The sequence below is a fragment of the Sphingomonas sp. SL1004 genome (genome assembly GCF_057815015.1).
This window is the reverse complement of the sequence record NZ_JBYMUX010000001.1, coordinates 1,387,373-1,404,070: the sequence shown is the minus strand read 5'-3', so window position 1 is coordinate 1,404,070 and position 16,698 is coordinate 1,387,373. Positions and strand designations below refer to the sequence as shown.

Below are 16,698 nucleotides of genomic sequence, written 5' to 3'. Positions count from 1 at the left end.
ATGTACGACGAACATTACGGACTGACGGGTCGGCCTTTCCAGCTCACCCCCGATCCCAAATTCTGGTTCGAGACCGCCACGCACCGCAAGGCGATGGCGTATCTCGGCTATGGTCTGGCGCAGGGCGAAGGCTTCATCGTCATCACCGGCGACATCGGTGCGGGCAAGACGACGCTCGTCGGTCACCTGATGGATACGATCGATCACCAGCAACTCAACGCGATCAAGCTGGTGTCGACCGCGATCGAGGCCGACGACCTGCTTCGGATCGTCGCTACCGAACTGAAGGTCGATCCGGCAGGCCTGACAAAGGCCGAACTGTTGACCGCGATCGAGCGCGGGCTGCACGCGGTCGCCCGCACGGGCAAGCGCACGCTGCTGATCGTCGACGAGGCGCAGGCGCTGCCGGTGTCCGCGCTGGAAGAACTGCGCATGTTGTCGAACTTTCAGGCTGGCGGGCATGCGCTGTTGCAGATCGTGCTGCTCGGCCAGCCCGAATTCCGCGACCGCCTGCACGGGTCGGAGCGGCTCGAACAGCTTCGTCAGCGCGTGATCGCGATCCACCATCTCGATCCGATGGAAGAGGACGAAGTCTCCGATTATCTCGCCCACCGCCTGACGGTGGTCGGCTGGACCGGCAATCCCGACTTTGCCGACGATGCGTTCGCGGCGTTCTACGCAGGCTCGGCGGGCGTGCCGCGTCGCTTGAACCTGCTCGCCGGGCGGGTGATGCTGTATGCCGCGATCGAGGATCTGACGGTGATCGACGCGGCGGTCGTGCGCTCGGTGCAGCGTGACCTGGAGGGCGACCTGCCGATGCTGGCGACGGATACGGGCAAGGGGGCTGCGGCAGTAGCGGAGCCGGTCTCGAAACCCGCGCCGGTTGCCGAGATGCCGCGTACCGATCCCGCGATCGAGGACCGTATCGCCGAACTCGAAGCGCGCGTGGAACTGCAGGACAAGGCGTTGCGCCGCGTGCTGACGTTGCTGGTCGACTGGGTTGAGAGCGATGCCGACAAGCCGGAATACGCGCCGATCCGGGGTGTCGCCGCGTGGCATGACGCCGCGTAGGATGGCCGTGCTCAACGGCATGTCGGTCGACGTCGAGGACTGGTTCCAGGTCGGCGCGTTCGAGAAGGTCATCGACAAGGCCGACTGGGACTCGCTGATGCCGCGCGTCGAGGCGAATACCGACGCGGTCCTCGCACTGTTTGCCGAGCGCGATACCAAGGCGACGTTCTTCACGCTCGGCTGGGTCGCGCACCGTTATCCCGCGCTGATCCGCCGGATCGTCGATGCCGGGCATGAGATCGCCAGCCATGGCTGGGATCATCAGCGCGTCTTCACGATGACGCCGGAGGTGTTTCGCGCCGACCTGGTCCGGGCGCGGACGGCGATCGAGGATGCGGCGGGAACGCGGGTGACGGGATACCGCGCGCCGAGCTTCTCGATCGACCAGCGTACGCCATGGGCGCACGTGGAATTGGCTGAGGCGGGCTATGCCTATTCCTCCAGTGTGGCTCCGGTAAAGCATGACCATTACGGCTGGCTCGACGCGCCGCGCTACGGGTTCAAGCCGCTGGCCGACAGCGCGCTGATCGAGGTGCCGGTTACGGTCGCCGAGTTCGGCAAACGCAAGCTGGCGACTGGCGGCGGATTCTTTCGTTTGCTGCCGGCCGCGATCACCGATTTCGCGGTGCGTCAGGTCAATCGGGAAGACCGCCCGGCCATGTTCTATTTCCACCCTTGGGAAATCGATCCGGCGCAGCCACGCGTGGCGCAGGCGCCGATGCGCTCCAAAATCCGGCATTATTCGAGGCTTGGGGCGATGGCGGGCAAGTTGCGCGGGTTGCTCGGTCGTCACGACTGGGGTCGGGTCGATGCCGTTGTCGCGCGCGAAGCGGCCCGGCTGGCGTGACCGCGCCGATGCCAGTCAGCGTGCGCGAAGCGGACCTTCGCGATCCAGCCGAATGCGCGCGGATCGCTGCGTTCGTCGAAGCTTCGGCGGGCGCCACGCCGTTCCATTTGCCGGCGTGGAGCCGGGCGGTGCAGGATGGCTGCGGCCAGCGGGCGCGGTATCTGATCTCCGAGGATGCCAGCGGTGCGATCGTCGGGGTGCTGCCGCTGACTGAAATGCGTTCGCCGCTCTTTGGGCGTGCGCTCGTGTCGACCGGGTTCGGTGTCGATGGCGGAATCCTGGGCGGGTCGGTCGAAGATCTCGCGAGCGGGGCATGGAACCTCGCGCTACGGGTCGGCTGTCCGTCCGTCGAACTGCGCGGCGGTCCAGCGCCGGATGGCTGGGCGAGCGACGATACGAGCTATCTCGGCTTCGTCCGCGATCTGGCTGCGGACGACGATGCCGAACTGCTCGCGATCCCGCGCAAACAGCGCGCCGAAGTGCGCCGCTCGCTTGGGTTCGATCTGGAGATCGTCACCGGCAACGACCGGAAACTGCTGGCCGAACATTACCGGGTCTATGCCGAGTCGGTCCGCAACCTCGGCACGCCAGTGTTCCCCGCGAAGCTATTTCGCAGCGTTGCGAGCATGATGGATGCTGATATTCTCACTGTCCGTCATGAAGGCAGGGCGGTCGCCAGCGTGTTGAGCGTATATTTCAAGGGCACCGTTTATCCCTATTGGGGCGGTGGAACGGGTGCCGCGCGGGGACTGCGCGCCAACGACCGGATGTATTTCGCGTTGATGGCGCATGCTCGGGCGAGGGGGTGCACGCGGTTCGATTTCGGGCGTTCGAAGACCGGCACGGGGGCCGCGGCGTTCAAGAAGAACTGGGGTTTTGCGCCAGAACCACGGCTTTATGCCAAGCGCAGCAACGGCCCGGCGCGAGAGGTCAATCCTCTCAATCCCAAATACGCGCTGATGGTGCGGACGTGGAAGAAGCTCCCGCTCTGGGCGGCGACCGTAGCAGGACCGTGGATTTCCCGAGGCCTGGGGTGAGTCTGCTCTTCCTGGCGCACCGCGTGCCCTTTCCGCCCGACCGCGGCGACAAGATCCGCAGCTTTCACATCCTCCAGTATCTCGCGCGACGCACGCCCGTGCATCTGGTGGCGTTTGCGGACGATGAGGCGGACCTGGCTCCGCCGGCGGCGTTCACGGACATGCTGGCGAGCTGCACGATCCTGCCACGCGGGAAATCGCAGACGCGTGCGGCGGTTGAAGCCCTCGCGACTGGCAAGCCGGTGTCGCTTACCGCGTTTGCGAGCCGGGCCATGCGGGCGGCGGTCGATCGCGTGCTGCCTGACGCGGCCGGGGTTTATTGCTTCTCGGGGCAGATGGCGCAGTATCTTCCCGAGCGCGGTCCGGCGGTGGTCATGGATTTCGTCGATGTGGACTCCGCCAAGTTCGCCGGTTTTGCGGAGGACGCGCGCGGCCCGTTGCGTTGGATGATGCGTCGTGAAGCGCGGCTGCTTGGCGCGTTCGAGCGTGGGATCGCTGCGCGCCTTTCCGCGAGCCTGTTCGTTAGCGAGGCGGAGGCGGGGGTGTTTCGCGCTGGTGGTGCGGGGGGGCGGATACTGGCCGTCGAGAACGGGATCGATTCGGTAAAGTTCGACCCGGCTGGCAGCTACCCGCAGCCGAGCTACCACCCCGGCGAAGGCCGGGGCCCAGTTGGAAAGGTTGTCATAACTGGGGACAGTCCTTCGTCATCAACGTCCCCCAACTGGGCCCCGGCCTCCGCCGGGGAGGGGCAGGAGGATGATAGGCCCCTGATCGTCTTCACCGGCCAGATGGACTATCGCCCCAACATCGATGCGGTGACCTGGTTCGCGCGCGACATCCTGCCACTGATCCGCCAGCGCCACCCCGCGCATTTCGCAATCGTCGGTCGCGCACCGACCGCAGCGGTGAGCGCGCTCGCGGGTGAGCACGTCACCGTCACCGGCGCAGTCGATGACGTGCGCGGCTGGCTCGCCGCTGCGGCCGTCTGCGTTGCCCCGTTGAAACTCGCACGCGGAATTCAGAACAAGGTGCTCGAGGCGATGGCGATGGCGCGGCCGGTCGTCGCCTCCGGCGCTGCCGCGGAAGGGATCGACCACGCCGACACGATCCGAGTCGCTGGAACCGCGCAGGACTTCGCCGATAAGGTCGTCGCATTGCTGGAAGCCCGCGAAACAGCCGCCGAACTCGGCCACGCCGCCCGCGTGCAGGTCATTCGCCGCTATGGCTGGGACGCGCGGTTGGCGCCGCTAGATGCGCTGTTCGGCTTGACCGCATGACCCTTTGGCGCCGTCACGGCATCGCGCTTGCGATCGCGACGGCGCTGATCCTGCTGGTTTTTCGCGGCGACGTCGGCGATCTCGCGCGGATTTGGTGGACCAGCACCACCTTCGGGCACTGCCTGTTCATCGGCCCGGTCATCGCGTGGCTCGTCTGGCAGCGTCGTGACGAGCTCGGACAGCTTGCGCCGACCGGCTGGTGGCCAGGACTAGGGCTCGTCGCGATCGGCGGGTTCGGCTGGCTGATGGGCGATGCGGCATCGGTCGGTTTCGCGCGCCAGCTCGGATTGGTGATGATGCTGCAAGGTGCGGCTGTTACGATCCTCGGCCCCAACGTCGCTCGCGGGCTACTCTTCCCGCTCGCCTATGCCTTCTTCCTCGTGCCGTTCGGCGAGGGGCTCGAACCGCCGCTGCAGACCGTGACGGTCGCGATCGTCATGCCGTTGCTCCATCTCGTCGATGTGCCGGCGGTGGTCGACGGCGTTCTCATTCACGCCGGCCGCTATTATTTCGAGGTCGCCGAGGCATGTTCGGGCGCCAAGTTCGTCATCGCAATGGTCGCGTTTGGCGTGCTGGTCGCCAACTTGTGTTTCGTCTCGTGGAAGCGCCGCGCGATATTCCTCGCGGTTTCGGTCGTCGTGCCGGTGATCGCCAACGGTTTCCGCGCGTTCGGGACGATCTGGGCGGCGGACCTTACCTCGGTCGAAGCAGCGACCGGGTTCGACCATATCGTCTATGGCTGGGTGTTCTTCGGCCTGGTGATGGCGGGGGTGCTCGCGATCGGCTGGCGCTGGTTCGATCGTGCGCCCGACGATCCCGCGTTCGATCCGGTCACGCTACAGACGATCCCGCGCCACCGCGCCGACCTCGCCGTCGCGACGCTGCTAGTGCTCGCAACGGCCGTCGCGTTCCCGGCCTGGAGCAGTGCCGTCGCCGGCCGCGCGCAGATCCTGCCGGCGCATATCGATCTGCCCGAGGTCGCCGGCTGGCGCCGCGTGCCCGTGAGCACGCGTGCGCCCTGGATGCCGTCCTACCCCGGCGCCGACCATTATCTCTTCGGTCGCTACGCCGACGCATCGAACGCAGCCGTCGACATGAGCATCGCAGTGTTCGGCAGCCAGCACGAGGGCAAGGAACTTATCGCGTTCGGCACCGGTGTCCTGCGCGAGGAGGATCGCTGGGTCCGCGTGGCGGATCTGCCTTCGATCGCCGGCAGCTCGGCCATACGAATCACGGCGCCGGGGCCCGTGGAGCGGATCGTCGCGACGTGGTACCGCGTCGGCGACGCAACGACGAACGACGAGACGCTGGTGAAGATCGAGACGATGAAGGCACGGTTGCTGGGCGGTCCGCAGCGGGCGGTGGCGATCCATCTGTCGGTCGAGGGGGACGATCCGCGTCCTATCGTCCGCTTCCTCGCCGCGCTCGGACCGATCGATGCCGTTGCCGATCACGCCGCGGGCCAAACCCCGAGGACACGCTAGATGTGTGGCATCGCCGGGATCTTCCACCCCGGCACACCCAAGCCGGTCGACCCGAACCGCGTCCATGCGATGATCGCCGCGCAGGCGCACCGCGGGCCCGACGGCGACGGCATCTGGACCGCGCCGGGCGTCGGCCTCGGTCATCGCCGGCTGTCGATCATCGATCTCGAAGGCTCGCCGCAGCCGATGTCGGATGGATCTCTGACGATAACGTATAACGGCGAAGTCTATAATTTCGCCGAACTCCGCGATGAGTTGATCGTGAACGGAGCGATCTTCCGGACGGTGGGCGATACCGAAGTCCTGCTCCACGCGTGGCGTGCGTGGGGCCCGTCGATGCTCGACCGGCTGAACGGCATGTTCGCGTTCGCGATCCACGATTCGGCCGCGCACACGCTGTTTCTCGCGCGTGACCGGATGGGTGTGAAGCCGCTCCATTATGTCGAGCTGGCGGATGGATCGCTCGCGTTCGCGTCGGAACTCAAGGGACTGCTGGCGCACCCGCAATTGCGCCGTGTGCCCGATCTTCGCGCGGTCGAGGATTATCTGGCGTTCGGTTACGTCCCCGACGATGCGTGCCTCGTCGCAGGCGTGAAGAAGCTTGCGGCGGGGCATTTCCTGCTCGTCGAACGCGGGCGGCCGGTGCCGCAGCCGCGCAAATGGTGGGACCTGGATTTCTCCGATCGCGCGACCGGATCGGTCAAGGCGCTGGGCGAGGAACTGGTCGACCGGATGCGCGCCGCGGTGCGATCGCGGATGGTTGCCGACGTGCCGCTCGGCGCGTTCCTGTCGGGCGGTGTCGACTCGTCGGCAGTCGTGGCGCTGATGGCGGAAGCGAGCCCGAAGGCAGTCCGCACCTGCACGATCGGCTTCGACGAAGCCGGGCACGACGAGCGCAGCTATGCTGCCACCGTGGCGCGGCGCTTCGCCACCGACCACCGCGAACGCATCGTCCAGTCGGGCGATGTCGGCCTGATCGACACGCTCGTCGCCAGTTTCGACGAGCCCTTCGCCGATGCCTCCGCGCTAGCCACTTACCAGGTTTGCGCGCTGGCGCGGGAGAGCGTTACGGTCGCGCTGTCGGGCGATGGTGCCGACGAAGCGCTGGCCGGGTATCGCCGCTACAAGTTCCAGGCGGCGGAAGAGCGCGTGCGCGGCCTGTTGCCCGAGCACCTTCGCGCAGACGTGTTCGGCACGCTCGGTCGCTGCTATCCCAAGGCCGATTGGGCGCCGCGGCCGTTACGTGCGAAATCGACGTTGCTGGCCCTCGCGCAGGGGGGTGGCGAGGCCTATGCGCGATCGGTCGGCGTCACCACGCCCGAACTGCGTGCGCACCTGTTCAACGCAACCGCGCGCACGGCGCTTCAGGGCTACCGGGCCGAAGACCGCTATGTCGCGACGATGGCGAACGCGCCGGCGCGCGACGCGATCGACCGCGCGCAATATGCCGATATCAAGCATTGGCTGCCCGGCGACATCCTCACCAAGGTCGATCGCACGAGCATGGCGGTCGGGCTGGAAGCGCGCGAACCGTTGCTGGATCACCGGCTGATCGAGTTCTGCGCGAAATTGCCAGCCAATATGCGGCTGCGGCACGGCGAGGGCAAATGGCTGATGAAGAAGGCGATGGAGCCTTATCTGCCGCGCGACATTCTCTATCGGCAGAAAATGGGCTTCGTGACGCCGATCAGTGCGTGGTTCCGCGAGGGGCTGGCAGGCGAGGCATCCGCTCTGGCGAAATCGCGTAGTCTTGCCGAGACGGGCTGGTTCGACATGGCGACGATCGCGCGGATCGCTGATGAACACCGGATGGGGCGCGCCGAGCATGGCCGCACGCTGTGGCAGTTCGTGATGTTGGAACGGTCGATGAAGCGGATGTTCGGCTGACGGCTAGCTTGGATCCCGATCCGCCTGGATCTGCGCCCGGGCAATCAGTTCATCGAGCGCAGCCTCGTCGAGCCGCCCCGCAGTGCGTAGCGCCGCTTCGGGCGTCATCGAGATCACGGTCCCATCGGGACCGTCGATGATCACCTCGCCATTCTCGTGAAAGACGTCGCGGGGCTGGGTATGCGGACGAGTCATCGCGCTCTCCTATTCCCCAGGAACAACGCCGCGACGACGTGATAGGTCCGCAGTGCTGACTCGAACCGTCAGCCTGCGACCAATTCGCCCATCCAGCGATCGAACAACTGTGGCCATAGCGAGCCCGGCGACCGGGGCGACAGGCGCATGCCGAAGCCGTGCCCGCCATGCTGGAGGAAATGCGCCTCGGCCGGAATGCCTGCGCGGCGCGCGGCGGCGAGCGTGTCGACGCTGTTGGCGACGGGCACGGTATTGTCGTCCTCGGCATGGACCAGGAACAGCGGCGGCGCGCCCGGCTTCAACTGGCGGTCGATCGCATAGCGTGCCTGGACGGCGGGCAGCGGATCGGGGCCGAGCAGGTTGGTGCGCGATCCCCCGTGGCTGCGACCCGGATCCATGTTCGAGACCGCGTACATCAGGCCGGCCCAGGCCGGGCGTGCCGAATGCCGGTCCGCGGCGTCGAGCGCGCGATAGGCCTTGTAGTCGGAGAGCACCGCCAGCGATCCGGCGAGATGCCCGCCCGCCGAGAAGCCGAGCACGCCGAGCTTTTCCGCCCGGATGCCGTAGGTGCGCGAATTGGCGCGGATCAGCCGCATCGCGCGCTGGGCGTCGGCGAGCGGCACGTCGGCGCGATCGGCCCAGCCTTCGCCGGGCAGGCGGTAGCTGAGCACGAACCCGGTGATTCCGAACGCGTTCAGCGCACGCGCGATGTCGATGCCTTCGTTGCGAAGCGACGTGATCGAATAACCGCCGCCGGGGACGATCAGCACCGCGCGGCCGTCGGGACGGGCAGGGCGGAACACGCCGACTTCGGGACGGACGACGCCGCGCATCTGATAATCGCGGTAACCGTCGGGATAGACCGGCATCGTGGGATGCGGCACCGGGAGAGGGTTCGGTGCCCCCTGCGGAATGCCCGGCCACAGCGCGAACCGTTCGGCGGGGGGCCAGATCGGTATGTCCGACGCGCGGGGCTGCGCGGCGACAGCCTGCGCGCCGGTTCGGGCTAGGGCGGCTGGCGCGAGGCCGGCGGCGAGGGGAAGGGCGAGCAGCGTGCGGCGGTCGAAGGTCATGCGGGAATGCTAGCCGATCGAGCCGCGTTCGGGGAGGGGTGAGCGACGCGACCGACGATTTTTCGTAGGATGCACAATGCCGCTCGACGCTTGTCAAAATACCGCGAGGGTGGCGTGGAGCGTCAGCGCGACGAGCATCAGGCTGGACAGCATGAACAGGAGGAAGCGCGCACGGACGCGGTTGCTGGTCGCCTGCACGAGGCTGTGCGCGATCCGGAGTGCGACATAGGCCCAGGCGATCCAGGCATTGACGCCGTGGCCCGTGCCGCTGAACGCCAGCACGGCGCAGACCGCGTAGAACAGCGTCGGTTGCTCCATCAAATGGTTGTGGTTATGCGCCTTCCACTGGACTTGCGGCGGTAGCGATCGATCCGCGTCGGACGCTTTGGTGCCGACGAGCTTGGCCATGTCGACGCCGGCCGCCTTCATCGCCGGCAACCGAGTGGCGAGCGTCCAAGCCAGCATCACGAGCGTCCACGCGATGAGAGCAACCATCGGTCGCAGGATGTCGCTGTGCATGAAAAAGCCTCCCCCGGTTATCCGGGAGAGGCTGCATCAATTGCCGGGTTAGGACAACGTCGATCGACTCTGATCCTCCCCCGCCAGGGGGAGGTGTCGCCGAAGGTGACGGAGGGGGAGGATACGGAACCAAGGTTGCGTTTACCTCCCCCTCCGTCAGGCAAGCGCCTGCCACCTCCCCCTAGCGGGGGAGGATCATCCAGCCTCAGGCCTTGTCGAAGCTCGCGCCCCACTTGCGGACCGGGCGGTCCTTCCACAGACCGCGGTGGTATGCGTCCGATGCCAGCAGCGGCATCACCGAACCCGCTTCCGCGAACACCATCTGCTCGATGCCCGTGTTCACCTTGCCCCACGAAGCCGCTTCCTGCAGCGTCGAGGACGAGCATGCGCCGTCGCGAACATCGGCAACCGTGATCTGCACCGCGTACTTGTGGACCTGGACGTCGTCGTGACCGAGGATCTCGGCGCACACCACGGTGTCCTGGATGAAGTTCTTCGGCACGCCGCCGCCGATCATCAACAGGCCGGTGGTGCCGGCCTTGATCTTGATCTCGGTAAGCTCGCGGAAGTCGGCGATCGCGTCGAGGACCATGTACGGCTTGCCCGCCTTCACCGCGTCGACCTGGTGCTTGACCAGACCGAAGCCGGCCGACGAATCGACGAACGCCGGGCAGAAGATCGGCACGTCATGCTCATAGGCGAGCTTGACGAGGCTGTTCTCCTTCTTGCCGTGCTCGACGAGATACTTGCCCATCTCGCGGATGAACTCGCGGCTCGAATAGGCGCGCGGCTCGAGCGTCTCGGCGATCTCGAAGATCGTGTGGTCGACGTGCTGGAGCTCTTCCTCGTCGATATAGGTGTCGTAGATCCGGTCGATCATCAGCGAGCGCAGCACGTCGTCGTGCGGCACTTCGAGTGCCTGGTAATGCTTGTGGCCGAGGCCCTCGAAGAAATCCATGTCGACGATCGTCGCGCCGGTCGCGACGATGCCGTCGATCATGTTGTTGCGCAGCAGCTCGGCATACAGATCCATGCAACCGCCGGCGCTCGTCGAGCCTGCGATCACGAGGAAGATCGTGCAGTCCTTGTCGGCCAGCATCTGGTTGTAGATGTCGGTCGCACGGCCGAGATCGCGGCTGGTGAACGACATCTTCTTCATCGCGTCGACGATCGGTCGCGCGTCGAAGCTGGTGATGTCGATATGCTCGACGGTGGTCGAGAGGAGTTCCGCCTTGCGCTGCGCGTCGATGCGGGTGTCTTCGGTCATGTCTAATTTCTCCTGATCCCCCCTCCCGCCTGCGGGAGGGGGCTAGGGGGTGGGCGCTCGCTCACCGCGAACGCTCCGGATGTGGAAAACGCGCGCCCACCCCTCGGTCCCCTCCCGCATGCGGGAGGGGAAGACGAAGAGCGAACGATTACTTAGTGTTGGTTACAGCTTGACGACGTTCGACGCGAGGTCCTGGAACCGCTCGTCATACAGCGAGACCATCGGCTCATCCGTCACGATCACCGTCTCGTCCGATCCGAACCCGTTGAACGCGGTCCGCATCGCCGAGCCGTACGCGCCCAGCATGCCGATCTCGATATAATCGCCGGCCTGCGTATCCGCGGGCAGCATGAACGGGCCGACCATATAGTCCATGTCGTCGCACGTCGGACCATAGAAGCTGAACTCCATGTCCTTCGCACGGCTGTCCGGCTCGCGGAGCAGCTCGGTCGGGAAACGCCAGCCGATATGCGCCGCATCGAACAGCGCGCCATAAGCACCGTCGTTGATGTACAGCTCGGTCCCGCGACGCTTTTCGACGCGCACGATGATCGACGAATATTCCGCGCACAGCGCCCGGCCCGGCTCGCACCACAGCTCGGACGAATAGCTGACCGGCAGCGATTCGAACGCACGGTGGATCGTCTCGAAGAAATGCTCGAGCGGCGGGGGCTCCATGCCGGGGTACGAGGACGGGAAGCCGCCGCCGACGTCGATGACGTCGACCGTGACAGCCGCCTCGACGATTGCCGCACGGACGCGCTCCATCGCGTTCGAATACGCCTCCGGGGTCATCGCCTGCGAACCGACATGGAAGCAGATGCCGAGCGCGTCCGCCGCCTGGCGGGCCGCGAACAGCAGCTCCTTGGCTTCATGCGGGGCTGCACCGAACTTCGATGCGAGGCTCAGCTTCGAATGCTCCGACGACACGCGCAGACGCACGCACAGCGTCAGGTCGGTGGCTTCGCGGGTGGCGCGAACGACCTTGTCGAGTTCTTCGAGGCTATCGAGGCTGAAGGTGCGGACGCCGTGCGTGAAATACGCCTCGGCGATCGCTTCCTCGGCCTTCACGGGGTGCATGAAGCACAGCGTAGCCTCGGGAAGCGTCCGTGCGACCAGGCGCACTTCGGCGATCGACGCCACGTCGTAATGCGTGATGCCATTGTCCCACAGGATCTGCAGGAGTTCGGGTGACGGGTTCGCCTTCACCGCATACATCGAGCGGCCCGGGAACTTCTCGACGAAGAACCGAGCGGCGCGCGCAGCGGCGTGCGGACGAACGAGCGTGACCGGGTTGACCGGACGCCCTTTAGCGATGTCGATGCCGCTCCCGATGTGGGAGGTGTCGGCGGTCGAATGGGCTTTCGCTAACCCCAGCGCGATATGATGCTTGACCAATTCAAGGGACCTCCAATGTCCTGAGACAAATTACGAAAACACTGCCTTGCGGTTGGAAGTCCCATGGGGCAGCGGAAGCGCGATCTAGGGTTACGCGCCCCCCATGTAAATAGCGTTTGGCGGATAGGAGACGGCGTGTGACGATTTTGCGACAACCGACGCGGGCAGGTGTGCGGGACGCCGCGGAGAAGATCGCCCGGATCCTCCCGCCGACGCCGCTGTTCGTCAGTGAAATCAAGGGCGTACCGGTCGCGTTCAAGGCTGAATCGTTGCAACCAATCGGCGCGTTCAAGATTCGCGGCGCATGGCATCGGCTCACCGCGCTAGACGAAGCCACGCGACAAAAAGGCGTGGTCGCGTTCTCCTCGGGCAATCACGCGCAAGGCGTGGCCTGGGCGGCGAAACGCCTCGGTATCGCGGCCACGATAGTGATGCCCTCGGATGCGCCGCGTCTGAAGCGCGAGTCGACGTTGGCGCTGGGCGCGGAGGTGGTGACCTACGACCGCGCCACCGAAAGCCGCGAGACGATCGCCGCAGGTCTGGCCGAGGCGCGCGGCGCGACGCTGGTCCCGAGCTTCGACGACCCTTGGATCATCGAGGGGCAGGGGAGCGCGGGGATCGAGGCGGCGGCGCAGATGGCAGCGCTGGGCATGGGCGTCCCTAGCCGCGTCGTCATCCCCTGCGGTGGCGGCGGCCTGTCGGCAGGCATCGCGCTGGCGTTGAAGGACAGCGCGATAACCGTCGTCGAACCCGAGGGCTGGGACGACATGCGCCGCTCGCTGGAGGCGTCGTGGATAGAACCCGTCGGCCCCAACCCGCCGCCGACCGCCTGCGACTCACTCCAGACATTGCGCGTGTCGTCACTGACCTTCGACGTCCTCTCGCGCCGCGACGCGACTGGCGTTGCGGTCAGCGAATCGGAGATTGCCACAGCGCAGCGCTGGGCGGCGGAGAAACTGCGGCTGGTGATCGAGCCCGGCGGCGCGGTCGGGCTGGCGGCGGTGTTGGCCGGTAAGGTCACGCTCGAACCCGGCCTGCTCGTCATCCTCTCCGGCGGGAACGTCGATCTCGCTGCTTACGCAAAGGCGATGGCCGCATGAACGCCGCACTGACATCGATCGCTGCCGCTGCACCCGCCATCGCCATGCTGGGGATGTTCGCCTGCCTAATCGGCGGCATCACGCTGATCGTGAAGAAGCGCGACCGCAGGAAAGGCGTGCTAATGCTGATCATGGCGGCGGTACTGCTGGGCAACGTAGCGATCTGGACGCTCTGACTAATAAAGCCCTCTCCACTTCGGGGAGAGGGAGGGGCCCGCCGCTCTTGCGGTGGGAGGGTGAGGGGAGTTGGGGAGCGCGGATCGATCCCCAACTCCCCCTCATCCGACGCTGCCGCGCCACCTTCTCCCCAAGGGGAGAAGGACTTCACCTGATCGGCGAGTTCGGGTCGAGGCGCATGTCGAGATACTTGTCCACGCTCCCCATCAACTCCGGCATCTCATGCTCGAAGAAGTGGTTCGCCTTCGGGATCGTGTCGTGATGGATCGTGATGTGCTTCTGCGTGCGCAGCTTATCCACCAGCTTCTGCGTAGCACCCGGCGTCGCGACCTCGTCGGCCTCGCCTTGGATGATGATCCCGCTCGACGGGCACGGCGCGAGGAACGTGAAGTCGTACAGGTTCGCCGGCGGTGCCACCGAGATGAACCCGCGGATCTCAGGCCGGCGCATCAGCAACTGCATGCCGATCCACGCGCCGAAGCTGACGCCGGCGATCCAGGTCGTCTGCGCCTCGGGATGGAAGCTCTGCACCCAGTCGAGCGCGCTCGCCGCATCGGACAATTCGCCGACTCCATTGTCGAACACGCCCTGGCTCTTGCCGACGCCGCGGAAGTTGAACCGCAAAGTCGCGAAACCGCGCCGCTGGAAGGTCTTGTACAGCTGCTGCACAATCGCGTTGTTCATCGTGCCACCGGCCGACGGATGCGGGTGCAGGATCATCGCGACGGGCGCACGCGGACGTGGTCCCGGCGCAAAACGACCTTCGAGACGGCCTTCGGGACCGGGGAAAATGACTTCTGGCATAGGCACTCGCGAGCTGGGATACGCACTCGGGTGGAGTGCGGGGTGATCTGCATTATATAGGCTGAACGCCCGTTTTCGCAATTGGAACCGACCTTGTCCCGCAGCGTCTCCCGCATCTACCTCGATCACGCCGCCACCACGACGATGCGCCCCGAGGCAACCGCGGCCGTGATGGAGGGCATGGCGCGCTGGGCGAACCCGTCCTCGCCGCATGCCGAGGGGCGCGCGGCGAGGGCTGCGCTAGAGGATGCGCGGAAGCGGATCGCCAAGGCGCTGGACTGGCCGCATCACGTGATCCTGACGAGTGGCGCGAGCGAGTCCGCCGCGCTGGCGCTGCGCGGCAGGCCGGGTATCGGCGTGGCAGCGATCGAGCACGACGCGGTTCTCCGCGCGGCGGAACAGCCGGTTATGCTGGCGGTCGACGGACGCGGTATCGTCGTGAACGGGGAGGGTGGGCAGGCGATCGCGCTGCAATCCGCGAACAGCGAAACCGGCGTGCTTCAGGATCGACCTACCAGCTTGTGGATAGCCGATTGTTCGCAGACCGCCGGCAAGCTCCCGCTCCCCGACGCCGACCTCATCATCGTCTCCGCGCATAAGCTGGGCGGCCCTCCCGGCATCGGCGCGCTGCTGGTTCGCGATCTCGGCCTGCTCGACCCGACCGGCGGGCAGGAACGCGGCTATCGTGGCGGTACCGAAAACCTCCCCGGCGCGCTGGGGTTCGCCGCCGCGCTGGAGGCCCCCAACGACTGGTTTGCCGACATGGCCGATCTCCGCGCCAAGCTCGACGAGGCGATTCTCGCAAGCGGCGGCGAAATCGTCGCGCACCACGCCCAGCGTATCCCGACGATCGCCTCCTACCGGATGCCCGGCGTCAGCTCTGCCGCACAGCTGATCCGCCTCGACATGGCCGGGTTTGCAGTATCGGCCGGCAGCGCGTGTTCGTCAGGCAGCATGCGGCCTAGCCACGTCCTTGCGGCAATGGGCTACACCCCCGAAGCTGCCGGCGAAGTCGTCCGCGTGAGCTTCGGCTGGACCACGACCGCCGCCGACGTCGCGAAGTTCGCCGAGGCGTGGACGCGCATCGCCACCGACATAAGGCGCGCCGCATGACGTACCTGGACTATCAGGCGACCACCCCGCTCGCGCCCGAAGCACTCGCGGCGATGCTCCCGTGGCTCGAATCGCAGCACGCTAATCCGCATTCCTCCCACCGCGAAGGGCGCCGCGCGAAAGCCGCCGTCGAGGTCGCCCGCGATCAGGTTGCCGCGTTGCTGCCCCCCGGCGGGCGCATCGCCTTCACCAGCGGCGCGACCGAGGCGCTCAACTGGGCGATCAAGGGCACGACCGGGCCGATCGTCACGCTCGCCACCGAACACGCCGCCGTCCTCGATACGGTCGCTGCAGAATCGGCGAGGGGGCGCCAGGTATCGATCCTCCCGGTCGGCCCCGACGGCCTGGTCGACCTCGACGTAGCCAGCGCCGCGATCCGCCCCGGCACCGGCCTCGTCGCCGCAATGCTCGTCAACAACGAGATCGGCGTCGTCCAACCGATCGGCGCACTTGCCGAGATCGCCCACGCAGCCGGCGCGCTGATGCTCAGCGATGCGGTGCAAGGCTATGGCCGCGTGCCTGTTCCCGACACCGCCGACCTGATCGCGATCTCCGCGCACAAGATCCACGGTCCCAAGGGGATCGGTGCGCTCTGGATCCGCGACGGCGTCGACGTTGCCCCGCTGATGCACGGCGGCGGACAGGAAGCGCCGGGACGCTCGGGCACGCTCTCACCCGCGCTCTGCGCAGGGTTCGGCGTCGCCGCGCAATTCATGGCCGACCGCAAGGATCAGGACGCAGCTTACCTCGATCGCCTCTGGTCGCTAGCCCTCGACCGCCTCGGCCCCGGCTGGACGATCAACGGCGCCACCGACCACCGCTATCGCGGCAACCTCAACATCCGCCGCGATGGCCTCGACGTAAACCGCCTGATGTCCGACCTCCGCGACATCGCCTTCTCCGCCGGCTCGGCCTGCGCCAGCGGTTCGGGCCGCTCCAGCCACGTCCTTCGCGCGATAGGCCTCACCGAAGCGCAAGCACGCTCCAGCATCCGCCTGGGCTTCGGCCGCTACACGACCGAAACCGAACTCCGCGACGCGATCGACGCGATCGACGCGATCGTCGCGGCAGCCGACGGACAATGGCCATGATCGTCCGCTTCATCGCCCGCGACGGCACCGCCACGCTGGCCAACGCGACGCCCGGCGACCGCCTGCTGGACGTAGCGCAGGCGCATGACCAGCCGCTCGAAGGCACCTGCGAAGGCCAGCTGTCCTGCGCGACCTGCCACGTCATCGTCGATCCCGCCGACTTCGCCCGCCTGCCGCCGGCAAGCGAGGACGAGGAGGACATGCTCGACCTCGCGCACAATGCGACACGGACAAGCCGGCTCGCCTGCCAGATACGCCTTACCGAGGCGCTCGACGGACTGACCGTCCGCATCCCGAATTAAACGTCAGCAAAGCTTACAGGAAGACAACGGCCGGTTCAGGGAACGTCCACCGCCCG

General features: G+C 66.6%; 17 protein-coding genes. 11 read left to right on the top strand and 6 right to left on the bottom strand.

Annotation, left to right across the window (positions count from 1 at the left end; translation table 11 throughout):
* The 6 genes from AC3D24_RS06240 to AC3D24_RS06215 are packed head-to-tail and all read left to right on the top strand — an operon-like array spanning position 1 to position 7,603.
* Entirely contained in the window at positions 1–1,071 is a 1,071-nt protein-coding gene (locus AC3D24_RS06240; RefSeq protein WP_489029130.1) for an ExeA family protein, read from the top strand.
* Positions 1,058–1,918: an XrtA system polysaccharide deacetylase gene (locus tag AC3D24_RS06235; protein WP_489029128.1), complete on the top strand. Its 861-nt coding sequence runs from the start codon at positions 1,058–1,060 to the stop codon at positions 1,916–1,918. Before AC3D24_RS06240 ends, AC3D24_RS06235 begins: the two co-directional genes overlap by 14 nt.
* Positions 1,915–2,955 (top strand): FemAB family XrtA/PEP-CTERM system-associated protein, encoded by a 1,041-nt coding sequence (locus AC3D24_RS06230; RefSeq protein ID WP_489029126.1) that lies wholly within the window; start codon positions 1,915–1,917, stop codon positions 2,953–2,955. Before AC3D24_RS06235 ends, AC3D24_RS06230 begins: the two co-directional genes overlap by 4 nt.
* Positions 2,952–4,232, top strand: a complete 1,281-nt coding sequence (locus tag AC3D24_RS06225; protein ID WP_489029124.1) for a glycosyltransferase — start codon at positions 2,952–2,954, stop codon at positions 4,230–4,232. The genes AC3D24_RS06230 and AC3D24_RS06225 overlap by 4 nt, the downstream gene beginning before the upstream one ends.
* Positions 4,229–5,716 carry an exosortase A gene (gene xrtA / locus AC3D24_RS06220; protein WP_489029122.1) on the top strand — a complete coding sequence of 496 codons (1,488 nt, stop codon included), beginning with the start codon at positions 4,229–4,231 and terminating at the stop codon, positions 5,714–5,716. The genes AC3D24_RS06225 and xrtA overlap by 4 nt, the downstream gene beginning before the upstream one ends.
* Entirely contained in the window at positions 5,717–7,603 is a 1,887-nt protein-coding gene (locus tag AC3D24_RS06215; protein WP_489029120.1) for an XrtA/PEP-CTERM system amidotransferase, read from the top strand.
* A gap of 3 nt (positions 7,604–7,606) precedes the next feature.
* Here AC3D24_RS06215 and AC3D24_RS06210 read toward each other — a convergent pair whose 3' ends face one another.
* The 5 genes from AC3D24_RS06210 to AC3D24_RS06190 form a co-directional block, all read right to left on the bottom strand.
* Positions 7,607–7,798, bottom strand: a complete 192-nt coding sequence (locus AC3D24_RS06210) for a hypothetical protein (protein ID WP_489029118.1) — start codon at positions 7,796–7,798, stop codon at positions 7,607–7,609.
* Between the two features lie 68 nt (positions 7,799–7,866).
* Positions 7,867–8,871 carry an alpha/beta hydrolase gene (locus AC3D24_RS06205; RefSeq protein WP_489029116.1) on the bottom strand — a complete coding sequence of 335 codons (1,005 nt, stop codon included), beginning with the start codon at positions 8,869–8,871 and terminating at the stop codon, positions 7,867–7,869.
* Positions 8,872–8,964: 93 nt separating this feature from the next.
* The gene (locus AC3D24_RS06200) at positions 8,965–9,390 is read right to left on the bottom strand and encodes an MAPEG family protein (RefSeq protein ID WP_489029114.1); all 426 of its coding nucleotides are present in this window, start codon (positions 9,388–9,390) and stop codon (positions 8,965–8,967) included.
* Between the two features lie 205 nt (positions 9,391–9,595).
* Positions 9,596–10,657, bottom strand: a complete 1,062-nt coding sequence (locus AC3D24_RS06195) for a 1,9-bis(guanidino)-5-aza-nonane synthase (protein ID WP_056048328.1) — start codon at positions 10,655–10,657, stop codon at positions 9,596–9,598.
* A gap of 162 nt (positions 10,658–10,819) precedes the next feature.
* Entirely contained in the window at positions 10,820–12,055 is a 1,236-nt protein-coding gene (locus AC3D24_RS06190) for a type III PLP-dependent enzyme (protein ID WP_332746997.1), read from the bottom strand.
* A 137-nt stretch (positions 12,056–12,192) separates the two neighbouring features.
* Between AC3D24_RS06190 and AC3D24_RS06185 the strand changes: the two genes are divergently transcribed.
* Both AC3D24_RS06185 and AC3D24_RS06180 read left to right on the top strand, forming a co-directional pair.
* Complete coding sequence (locus tag AC3D24_RS06185; RefSeq protein ID WP_489029112.1) at positions 12,193–13,155, top strand: threonine ammonia-lyase; 963 nt, start codon at positions 12,193–12,195, stop codon at positions 13,153–13,155.
* Complete coding sequence (locus AC3D24_RS06180; protein ID WP_489029110.1) at positions 13,152–13,331, top strand: hypothetical protein; 180 nt, start codon at positions 13,152–13,154, stop codon at positions 13,329–13,331. The genes AC3D24_RS06185 and AC3D24_RS06180 overlap by 4 nt, the downstream gene beginning before the upstream one ends.
* Positions 13,332–13,479: 148 nt before the next feature.
* Here AC3D24_RS06180 and AC3D24_RS06175 read toward each other — a convergent pair whose 3' ends face one another.
* Entirely contained in the window at positions 13,480–14,136 is a 657-nt protein-coding gene (locus AC3D24_RS06175; RefSeq protein ID WP_056048342.1) for an alpha/beta hydrolase, read from the bottom strand.
* A 93-nt stretch (positions 14,137–14,229) separates the two neighbouring features.
* Here AC3D24_RS06175 and AC3D24_RS06170 point away from each other — a divergent pair, with 93 nt between their 5' ends.
* Genes AC3D24_RS06170 through AC3D24_RS06160 form a run of 3 tightly spaced genes read left to right on the top strand, consistent with a single transcriptional unit; the run spans position 14,230 to position 16,642 of the window.
* The gene (locus AC3D24_RS06170) at positions 14,230–15,249 is read left to right on the top strand and encodes a cysteine desulfurase family protein (protein ID WP_489029108.1); all 1,020 of its coding nucleotides are present in this window, start codon (positions 14,230–14,232) and stop codon (positions 15,247–15,249) included.
* Positions 15,246–16,340, top strand: coding sequence for a cysteine desulfurase family protein (locus AC3D24_RS06165; RefSeq protein ID WP_489029106.1), 1,095 nt, complete (start codon positions 15,246–15,248; stop codon positions 16,338–16,340). The genes AC3D24_RS06170 and AC3D24_RS06165 overlap by 4 nt, the downstream gene beginning before the upstream one ends.
* Positions 16,337–16,642 carry a 2Fe-2S iron-sulfur cluster-binding protein gene (locus AC3D24_RS06160; RefSeq protein WP_489029104.1) on the top strand — a complete coding sequence of 102 codons (306 nt, stop codon included), beginning with the start codon at positions 16,337–16,339 and terminating at the stop codon, positions 16,640–16,642. Before AC3D24_RS06165 ends, AC3D24_RS06160 begins: the two co-directional genes overlap by 4 nt.
* Positions 16,643–16,698 lie beyond the last annotated feature (56 nt).